A 9,880-nucleotide genomic window follows, 5' to 3' on the forward strand; every position below is an offset into this window, starting at 1 on the left:
ACCTTGCCCTCGAACTGATAGAGCCTGTGGTAGTGCTCATCGCGTTCGGTCAATACCACCTGATCGCTGAGCATGTCACGCTCGATGCGCAGGCTGCGCCCCTTGCCCTCCAGCACCAGGGCGGCATCGCAGCTGCCCTGGCGTCCCCAGGGACGAAACCGCTCCTTGTTGCGCGCGCCGAAGAGCACCGCCGGAATGGCTTCGATGAGGGTCGACTTGCCGGCTTCATTGGGGCCGACGACGAGGTTCATGCCGGGGCGAAACTCGAAGGTCCGTTCGGCGAACTTGCCGAAATGTCGCAATTCCAGGCTGCGCAGAATCATGACTCACCCCCGCCGAAGGCACGGAAACGCACCAGGATCTCGCGAAAAGCCTCCTCCAGCACCTCGCGCTCGGCCGTCGCGGCCGCCGCCATGCGCCGGCGGGCGCGGCGCACGAACAGCCCGCGCACGGTTTCTTCCTCCTCGATGCGCCGGGCGAAATGGCTGTCGAAAATGGCGGTGCGATCGATCAGATCGAGATGAAAAAAGCGCTCTTCCAGAAACGCCCGCAAACGGGCCAGATCCAAAGGCGCCTCCACCACCCCGGTGAGGGTCAGGCGCAGCAGCAGATCCGGGGCGGACAGGGCGGCGATGGCCGCGGCTGCCTCGGCCTCGCCTGGACAGCCGCTCAGATCGAGGCTTTTTTCCTCCAGCGTGCGGGTGTTGCAGGGCAGCTTCTCCACCTTGGCCTGGTGCGGCGCCACGCTGACCAGGGCGCAATGGCGCGGCCCGTTTTCGCCGAACATCTTGCCCTCGGGCGAGCCGGGGTAGCAGGCCCAGAGACGCCCCTCATCCGTCAGGGTTTCAAAGGCGTGATAATGGCCGAGGGCCAGGTAATCGAGGTTGAGTTCCTTGAGCAGGGCCAGATTGAAGGGCAGATCCTTCTTGCGGTAATCCCACTCGGGGCTGCCCTCGCGCGAACCGTGGAGCAGGCCGATGTGGATGCCCTCGTCCGCGCGCCGCCGCATGGACGCCAGCGCCCCCTCGGAGAGACTGGAGCGGTAGGCGAAACCGTAGAGAAACACCGGCGTGCCCTGCACGTCGAGGCGCGCGGGCTCCTCGACCAGCGGTCCCTGCAGCACCAGGGCGCCGGGAAATTCGTGGCGGCGATAGACCGAATCGGGCGCGATGACGTTGTCATGGGTGCCGGGAATCAGCACCGGCAGGATGCCGCGATCGGCAAGGCGCTTGAGCCCCGCCTGCACGCGACCCACCAGGGCCGACTCGGGACGCGGATGATCAAACAGATCACCAGCCACCACGAAAAGATGCGTCTCGTTCTTGATCGCCAGGGTCAGCAGGCGCTCGAAGGTCTTGAGCAAATCATCCTGCCGCTGGGCCGCCTTCTCCCCGAGCTGGGGGAAAGGCGCATCCAGGTGCAGGTCGGCGGTATGCAGAATGCGTATCATGGGGATCAATCCGCTGGTTACTCAGCTTCGTAGAATTCCGGATAATAGCAGACATTGGGCGAACAGGGCGAACCAAAACGTTGCCGATGGGCGCGCCGCGCCTGGCGACGGTAGTCGTCGAAATCCTTGAGGTTTATCGCCAATCGCAGAAAATCCCGCGCCAGCAGGATATTTTTCACTTTCTGCGCGGCCGGCGCGCCGCGCCCCACCAGCTTGAGGCCGTCGATGCCGGCGGCGGCCAGATGGGGAATGGCGCAGAGCCCGCAGCCGTGGCGCCGGTTGGTGGTGGCCCAACTGGCCTGCCGCGCCATGGCGGCCACCAGACGCGGCGACGCCGGCTCTTCGAGGGCAGTCAGCTGGTAGGGAATCTCACAGGGCCAGATGCGATCCGGGCTGGAATGATGAAACGTGCACAGCCCTTCGGTATTGGGGCATTTGCCGACCAGCAGAAAGGCATCGAAGCGCACCCCGGGCACCCGCGCCGTGATGGTCGTCATTTCGGCAAGGCTCAAATGGCGCGGCAGCACCGCGCGGCTGATCCCCTGGGCATGAAAAAAGCGCACCGCTTCCGAGTTGCCCAGGTGCGCCAGGGTGCTGGCGTGCAACGGCAGGCGCGGATGGCGGCGCGCCAGCAGCCGCAAAAGACCTAGATCGGCGAGAATCACCCCGTCGATGCCCGCCGCCACCGCCTCATCGACATACGCGAGCAGATGCGGCAGCATGGCTTCGGCGTAAAAGGGCGCGTTGAGGGTCAGGGAAAAACGGCCGTTCCGTTCATGGACCAGAGCAATGATGGCCGCCAACTCGTCGAAACTGCCGATCTGCGCCTCGGCGAAGGTGCGTTGATTGATGGAGGCGAGCAGGCCGAATTCCCGCGCCCAGGCGGCGGGCACATAGCCGCCGTAGAGTTCGTCGGCGCCCGCATCGAGCAGGCCCTGCGCCTCGGCGAGATTGTCCACCGGCGAGATGATCCTCATGCGTGCCGCGCCGTCCACCCGCATCGCTCCCTATTCCCCGTCGCGATAGCGCCAGATGTTGTCGCGCCGGTAATCCCACCAAGTGCCGTCTTCCCTGGCCCCCAGGGTCTCGCCGACCAGCACCAGGGTCAAGGCGGGGCGCTTGGTCTTGGCCTGAAGATTGAAGAAATCCCGCTCACCGACCTGGGCGACGATATCATCCAGGGTGCCCTGCACGATCTCCTCGCCGGGCAGGCACAGGCGATGAATGATGGCGATGGGCACGTTGACGCCGTAGCCTTTGCGCAGCTCCGTCGCCAACTCCGGCAGGGGGATGTTGTTCATGTAGATGAGCAAGGTCGTGCCCGGACGGGCAAAATCGATCAGCTTGGGATCCTCGGGGCGATCGCCGAGGGTGCGCGGCGAGAGAATCACGGCGCTTTTGCACACCCCGGGCAGATCGAGGGTGCGCTTGAGCCGCGCCGAAGCGGCGTTGGCGGTGCCGACGCCGGGAATGACCTCGGCCAGATCACCCAGGGCGTCGATCAGTCCCTGAAACGGCGAATAAAAGGTCAGGTCGCCGGGCACCAGAAAAGCCACCGAGCCCTCTTGCAGAAACGCGCGGATGCGTTCCAGCAGTTCCGCGAAATAGAAATCGAAGGGCACCAGCACCGTCTTGCCGTCGAGATGCGCGGCAAAGGTCTGCTCGTAGGGCGTCGGCGCGAACACCGCCCGACACTCGGCCAGAACCCGCGCCCCCTTGAGGGTGAGGAATTCGGGATCGCCGGGACCGGCGCCGATGAAATACACCTTGCTTGCGTTCATTTCCGATTCCTTGCTCAGGAACAGGCGCTTGCCTGGTCCGCGCCCTTGCGCAGATGAATGAGAAACTCCCGGTTGCCCTTGGGGCCGAGCAATGGACTCTCCGCCACGCCCAGCACGCGGCAGCCCAGGGTTTCGGCGTAGACGGCAATCTTTTCCACCACCGCCTCATGCAAGGCGCTGTCGCGCACCACCCCGCCCTTGCCCACCTGCCCGCGGCCCACTTCGAACTGGGGCTTGATCAGCGCCACCACATCCGCCTCCGCGGTCAGCAGCGCCAGGGCCGGCGGCAACACCTTTTCCAAAGAGATAAACGACGCGTCGATCACCGCCAGGGAGGCTTGCTCCGGCAGCTTGTCCGGGGTGAGGTCGCGAATGTTGGTGCGCTCCAGGTTGACCACCCGCCCATCCTGGCGCAGGCTCCAGGCCAGCTGGCCGTAACCCACATCCACCGCGTAGACCCGCGCCGCGCCGCGCTGCAACAGGCAATCGGTGAAACCACCCGTCGAGGCGCCGACATCGATGGCGACCCGCTCGCGCACGTCCAAAGCAAAGGCATCCAGCCCGCCGGCCAGCTTGACGCCGCCGCGCGAGACATAGGGCATATCCTCGCCGCGCAACCGCAGCTCGGCATCGGCTTTGACCAGGGTGCCGGCCTTGTCCACCGGCTTGCCGTCCACCAGCACCTGACCCGCCAGCACCAAAGCCTGGGCGCGCGGCCGCGAAGCCACGAGGCCGCGTTCCACCAGCAATTTGTCCAGGCGCTGCTTATCCATCAATTAAGTAGATTCTAGATGCGAGACCGAAGAAGGGACGTGCGGATCAGGGTGGTCAAGGTTAGCACAGAGGATTTGCAGCGGGCAAAGAAAAAGCCCTCGATCGCTGGACCGAGGGCTTTTTCTTTCAGGAGGTCGCGTCCTCTTTCCCCGCCCTGCCCTGCCGGCAGGACGTTCGTGCTCAGGCGAGGTCGAAGCGATCCAAGTTCATGACCTTGTTCCAGACGGCGACAAAGTCGGCGACGAACTTCTCCTGCGCGTCGGCGCAGGCGTAGACTTCCGCGACGGCCCGCAGTTCCGAGTTGGAACCAAAAATCAGATCGACGCGGGTGCCGGTCCACTTGAGAGCGCCGCTTTTGCGGTCACGGCCTTCAAAGACGTCCGGGTCCTGAGCGGTGGGTTTCCAGACCGTGCCCATGTCGAGCAGGTTCACGAAAAAATCATTGGTGAGCGTCGCGGGGCGCTGGGTGAAGACCCCGTGCGGGGCTTGCCCATAATTGGCGTTGAGAACGCGCAGGCCGCCGATGAGCACCGTCATCTCGGGCGCGGTCAGGGTCAAAAGTTGCGCCCGATCCACCAGCAGTTCCTCGGCGGTGACGCTGTATTTTTTCTTCTGATAATTGCGAAAGCCGTCCGCCGCCGGTTCGAGAACGGCGAAGGACGCCGCGTCGGTTTGCTCCTGGGAGGCGTCGGTGCGCCCCGGCGCGAAGGGCACGCTCACGGCGAACCCGGCGTCTTGCGCCGCCTTCTCGACCGCCGCGCAGCCGCCCAGGACGATGAGATCGGCCAACGAGACCTTCTTGCCGCCCGTCTGCGCGGCGTTGAATTCCTTCTGGATGCCTTCCAGGGCCTTGAGCACCTTGGCCAGTTGCGCGGGCTGATTGACCGCCCAATCCTTCTGCGGGGCCAGGCGGATACGCGCGCCGTTGGCGCCGCCGCGCATGTCGGAGCCGCGGAAGGTGGCGGCCGAGGACCAGGCGGTGTAAACCAGCTCGGAAACGGAGAGGCCCGTGGCGAGGATCTTGTTCTTGAGAGACGCGATGTCCTGCGCATCGATCAGCTTGTGGTCGGCGGCGGGCACCGGATCCTGCCAGATCAGCTCTTCCTGGGGCACTTCCGGGCCGAGGTAGCGGGCGCGCGGGCCCATGTCGCGATGGGTCAGCTTGAACCAGGCGCGGGCGAAGGCGTCGGCGAATTCCTCGGGATTCGCCAGGTAGCGCCGCGCGATGGGCTCGTAAATGGGATCAAAGCGCAGGGACAGATCCGCCGTGGTCATCATGGGGCGCACCTTCTTGGACGGATCGAAGGCGTCCACCACCTTGTCCTCCTCCTCCACGTCCTTGGCCAGCCACTGATGCGCTCCGGCGGGACTCTTGACCAGTTCCCACTCATATTTGAACAGCACCTTCAAATAGCCCATGTCCCACTTTGTCGGGTTGGGTTTCCAGGCGCCCTCGATGCCGCTGGTGATGGCATCGGGCCCCTTGCCGCCGCGGAAGCTGCTTTTCCAGCCCAGCCCCTGCTCCTCGATGGGAGCGCCCTCGGGCTCCGGCCCCACATGGCTGGCCGGGCCCGCGCCGTGGCATTTGCCGAAGGTGTGCCCGCCGGCGACCAGGGCCACGGTCTCCTCGTCGTTCATGGCCATGCGTTTAAAAGTTTCGCGCACGTCGATGCCCGACTTGACCGGATCGGGCTCGCCGTTGGGCCCTTCGGGGTTGACGTAGATCAGACCCATCTGCACGGCGGCGAGAGGATTATCGAGCTTGCGCTCGCCTGCATAGCGCTTGTCGCCCAGCCACTCGTCCTCCGAACCCCAGTAGATGTCCTCCTCAGGCTCCCACACATCCACCCGACCGCCGGCGAAACCGAAGGTCTTGAAGCCCATGGATTCCAGGGCGCAGTTGCCGGCGAGAATCATCAGATCGGCCCAGGAGAGTTTCTTGCCGTATTTCTGCTTGATCGGCCAGAGCAGGCGGCGCGCCTTGTCGAGGTTGCCGTTGTCGGGCCAACTGTTGAGGGGCGCCAGGCGCTGCGAGCCGCTGCCGGCGCCGCCGCGGCCGTCGCCCATGCGGTAGGTGCCCGCGCTGTGCCAGGCCATGCGGATCATCAGCCCGCCGTAGTGACCGTAATCGGCCGGCCACCAGTCCTGCGAGTCGGTCATCAGCGCGTACAAATCCTCCTTGACCGCCTTGAGGTCGAGGCTCTTGAACGCCTCGGCGTAGTTGAAATCCTCGCCCAGGGGATTGGACAGGCTGGAATGCTGGCGCAGAATATGAAGGTTCAGACGATTCGGCCACCAGTCGCGGTTCGAAGTACCGCCGCCGGCCACCTGCCTGCTGGATTTGCCTGTGACCGGACACTTGCTTGCGTCGCTCATGAAATCTCCTCCTGTAGGGGTCCGCACGAAATCTCCACCGAACCATGCTCAAAACTCGACCGCCGCGGATGCCGGCGGCTTTTTATTTCTAGCAGCCCTCAACGGATTGTCAATATCAACAAAGAATCATTTTCCGCAAGGACGCGCACCAGAAGACCCTCCCATAAAGCCGACGCGAATATAACGCGACGCTAAAGAGCGGCATGTGATAGGCCGGTCAAAATATGGGGATTGCCGCCGGCGAACGATAAGTGGTAGGATTGCGATTTGACGTGAACCGCGGGGGATCACCCCTGCGGTTTTTATTTTTTTCTTATAAAAGCAAAAGGTTTTTCCCGCATGATCAGCGCATCAAACCTGGCCCTCGCCTACGGCAAACGGGTCATTTTCAAAGACGTCAACATCAAGTTCACCCCCGGCAACTGTTACGGGCTCATCGGCGCCAACGGCGCCGGCAAATCAACCTTTCTCAAGATCCTCGCCGGTGAGAGCGAGCCCGACAAGGGCCAGATCAGCGTCACTCCCGGCGAGCGCATCGCCATGCTGCGCCAGGACCAGTTCGCCTTTGACGAGCATACCGTGAGCGACACCGTCATCATGGGGCACAAGCGGCTCTTCGAAGTCATGGCCGAGCGCGAGGCGCTCTACGCCAAACCCGACTTCAGCGACGCCGATGGCATCCGCTCGGGCGAATTGGAGGCCGAATTCGCCGAAATGAACGGCTACGAAGCGCAAACCGAGGCGGCGGTGCTGCTCAACGGCCTCGGCATCCCCGAGGATCTGCGCCACAAGAAGATGAAGGAACTCGAACCCGGCGACAAGGTGCGGGTACTGCTCGCTCAGGCCCTGTTCGGCAACCCCGATATTTTATTGTTGGACGAACCCACCAACCATCTCGACCTCAAATCCGTCGCCTGGCTCGAGGATTTCCTCTTTCGCTTCCCCAACACGGTCATCGTCGTCTCTCACGACCGGCATTTTCTCAACCAGGTCTGCACCCATGTCGCCGACATCGACTTCGGCAAGATCACGGTCTACGTCGGAAACTACGACTTCTGGTACCAGGCCAGCCAGCTGACCCTCAAGCAGAAGCAGGACGAGAACCGCAAAATCGCCGACAAGGCCGACGAACTCAAGGAATTCATCCAGCGCTTCTCCTCCAACGCCTCAAAGGCCAAGCAGGCGACCTCGCGCAAGAAGCTGCTGGAGAAGCTCAGCGTCGAGGATCTGCCGGTGTCCTCGCGCAAGTACCCCTTTGTCGTGTTCAAGCCCGAGCGCGCCTGCGGCGACATCATTCTCGAAATCAAGGGTCTGCGCAAAAAAGTCGAGGGCGTCGAGGTGCTCGGCGGTCTTGACCTCGTCGTCAACAAGGGCGACAAAATTGCCTTCGTCGGCGGCGACAGCCTGTCCAAAACCACCCTCTTTCAGATTCTCGCCGGTGAGTTGGAACCCGACGCCGGCAGCTTTCGCTGGGGAGTGACCATCACCAAGGCCTATTTCCCCAAGGACAACAGCGCCTACTTCGACAACGATTTAAACCTCATCGAATGGCTCTGCCAGTTTCCGCCCTGCGACGGTGAGAGCTTCGCCCGCGGCTTTCTCGGTCGCATGCTCTTCTCGGGCGACGAAGCGACCAAAAAAACCAGGGTTCTCTCCGGCGGCGAGCGGGTGCGCTGCATGCTGGCGCGCATGATGCTCGCGGGCGCCAACGCCCTGGTGCTCGACGAGCCCACCAACCACCTCGATCTCGAATCGATCACCGCCCTCAACAACGGCTTGATCGCCTTCCCCGAAGTGGTGCTCTTCGCCTCGCACGATCACCAGTTCGTCACCACCGTCGCCAACCGCATCGTCGAATTCACTCCGGCCGGAATCATCGACCGGGTCATGAGTTTTGACGATTATCTGGAAAACACCGACGTGGCGCGCCTGCGCGACCAACTATACCAAGGCCGCGGCGAATTGAAGCTGTAAAAGGGAGAGTTCCATGAAGGATCAATCGCTCGAGAAAGACCTGTTTGTATCCGATATCGCCCTCGCCGCCAGGGAAGAGGATTTGCACAAGCTGTTCGCCGTTTGCGGGAAGGTGAAGTCGATCCACCTGCTCACCGATCAGAAATCCGGGCAGTTCAACGGCTGCGCCTTTGTGCGCATGGCCACCGCCGCCGAAGCCAAGGAAGCACTCAATCTGCTCGACGGCGCCCGACTGCTGAATCGCTGCATCCGCATCAAGGCGCCACGCCCCAAAACCTCCCCCGCGCCCGCCGGAGCGCGGAGCACCGAACAAAACCGAGGCTCACGGCACCCACGCGGTCGCCGCAAATAGTGCGCTCCCCACCGCGATGCAATTGGACCAGAGGTTCTCTAACACCTATCCTTCTGCCGACTCGTAATCACCTGGGTCGTTGAACTCACGTTTCCTGCCGGTAAATGATTCAAAAAGAGCGCGATGCCGCTTGAGGCCATATTCATCACCGCGGCTTTCATACGCGCGCACCCAAACGATCAGGTTTTGCAGGTTCTCGTCTTGCTCGTCAGCGGAAGCGAATTTCTCCGGCTCCCACGGCCGCGACCGACAATGGGCAACGCAGGTTTCCATCCCCGGATTGAGGAAGTAAAGTTCCTCGCAAAGCTCCAAAACCGGCTCCAGAATGTCCGCGTAACAGCCCTCGATGATCCAGCTTTCGTTTTTCTCGATGAATGCTTGAACGTCTGCAATGCTGTCCTCAAGCGGCCGTCTTTCCGAGCCGACTCCGAAGGCCACTTCATCCAGGGACAATCGTGCGGCGGGCTGTTTCTGCAAAAGCTTTCTCGCCAGCGTACTTTTGCCGGCTCCAGCATTGCCAAGGAGTATGACTTTCATGACCAAACCTTACGTCAGCTCTTGCGATTTGTCAGCTTCGTAGGATGCGGTGAACGGATGTGAACCGCATCAATACTTCTGGCGAGACGTCAATCAAGGTGCAAATGCTCACCGCAGCATCAGCGCGAACACACCCCAGCCCAAGTATTCACGCGTATAAGCGGCGTGGCGCACAGGTTCCGAGGTCAGTTGGGCCCGAACCTCCTTCGCGAACTCGTCGCCGGGATTGGCGTCAAGCCATCGGCGCATGGTGAGCCATTTGGCCGCCTCGTATCGGTCCCAGCCGTCTTGGTCGGCCAAAACCATTTCAACGACGTCGTAGCCAAGGCGGCCGAAAGACGCGAGAAGTTCTGGAAGCATGAGAAAGTCGGATATTGCGTTGGCAAAACATCCCTTGGCAACCTCGTCCGTCGGCGGCAACTGCCGCCAGAACGGCTCGCCGATGAGGATGATCCCTCCGGTGCGCAGGCTCCGCGCCAAAAGCGCGATCGTGCCGGCGACTCCCCCGCCGATCCAGGTAGCACCGACACAGGCGGCAACATCGACCTTCTCGTCAGAGACGTAGCCCGCGGCATCGCCATGGATAAAAGTGACTTGCTCGGCAACGCCGAGTTCTTCAGCACGGAGTTTCGCTTG

Annotated in this window: 10 protein-coding genes; 2 read left to right on the forward strand and 8 right to left on the reverse strand. The window is 62.6% G+C overall.

The window, feature by feature from the left end; translation table 11 throughout:
- The 6 genes from QAT43_RS12015 to katG form a co-directional block, all read right to left on the reverse strand.
- On the reverse strand, positions 1-323 hold a 323-nt coding region (locus QAT43_RS12015), incomplete at its 3' end, for an ATP-binding protein (protein WP_305043322.1).
- The gene (locus QAT43_RS12020; RefSeq protein ID WP_305043323.1) at positions 320-1,450 is read right to left on the reverse strand and encodes a metallophosphoesterase family protein; all 1,131 of its coding nucleotides are present in this window, start codon (positions 1,448-1,450) and stop codon (positions 320-322) included. The genes QAT43_RS12015 and QAT43_RS12020, both read right to left, overlap by 4 nt.
- A gap of 17 nt (positions 1,451-1,467) precedes the next feature.
- Entirely contained in the window at positions 1,468-2,427 is a 960-nt protein-coding gene (locus QAT43_RS12025) for a peptidase U32 family protein (protein WP_305043324.1), read from the reverse strand.
- A gap of 30 nt (positions 2,428-2,457) precedes the next feature.
- A complete protein-coding gene (locus QAT43_RS12030; protein WP_305043325.1) occupies positions 2,458-3,231 on the reverse strand; it encodes an SAM-dependent methyltransferase in 774 nt (257 codons plus the stop codon).
- A gap of 14 nt (positions 3,232-3,245) precedes the next feature.
- On the reverse strand, positions 3,246-4,004 hold the full coding sequence (locus QAT43_RS12035; RefSeq protein WP_305043326.1) for a TlyA family RNA methyltransferase: 759 nt from the start codon (positions 4,002-4,004) through the stop codon (positions 3,246-3,248).
- A gap of 181 nt (positions 4,005-4,185) precedes the next feature.
- Complete coding sequence (katG, locus tag QAT43_RS12040; RefSeq protein ID WP_305043327.1) at positions 4,186-6,381, reverse strand: catalase/peroxidase HPI; 2,196 nt, start codon at positions 6,379-6,381, stop codon at positions 4,186-4,188.
- Positions 6,382-6,720: 339 nt separating this feature from the next.
- Here katG and QAT43_RS12045 point away from each other — a divergent pair, with 339 nt between their 5' ends.
- Positions 6,721-8,355, forward strand: coding sequence for an ABC-F family ATP-binding cassette domain-containing protein (locus QAT43_RS12045; RefSeq protein WP_305043328.1), 1,635 nt, complete (start codon positions 6,721-6,723; stop codon positions 8,353-8,355).
- Between the two features lie 13 nt (positions 8,356-8,368).
- Complete coding sequence (locus QAT43_RS12050; RefSeq protein WP_305043329.1) at positions 8,369-8,707, forward strand: RNA recognition motif domain-containing protein; 339 nt, start codon at positions 8,369-8,371, stop codon at positions 8,705-8,707.
- A gap of 45 nt (positions 8,708-8,752) precedes the next feature.
- On the opposite strand, the gene QAT43_RS12055 is transcribed toward QAT43_RS12050, so the two are convergent.
- Both QAT43_RS12055 and QAT43_RS12060 read right to left on the reverse strand, forming a co-directional pair.
- Positions 8,753-9,244: an AAA family ATPase gene (locus tag QAT43_RS12055; RefSeq protein WP_305043330.1), complete on the reverse strand. Its 492-nt coding sequence runs from the start codon at positions 9,242-9,244 to the stop codon at positions 8,753-8,755.
- A gap of 108 nt (positions 9,245-9,352) precedes the next feature.
- The coding region (locus QAT43_RS12060; protein WP_305043331.1) for an SAM-dependent methyltransferase at positions 9,353-9,880 on the reverse strand (528 nt) is incomplete at its 5' end.

Origin of the sequence: Geoalkalibacter sp., from assembly GCF_030604225.1 — a bacterium.
Taxonomy (GTDB): Bacteria; Desulfobacterota; Desulfuromonadia; order Desulfuromonadales; family Geoalkalibacteraceae; genus Geoalkalibacter.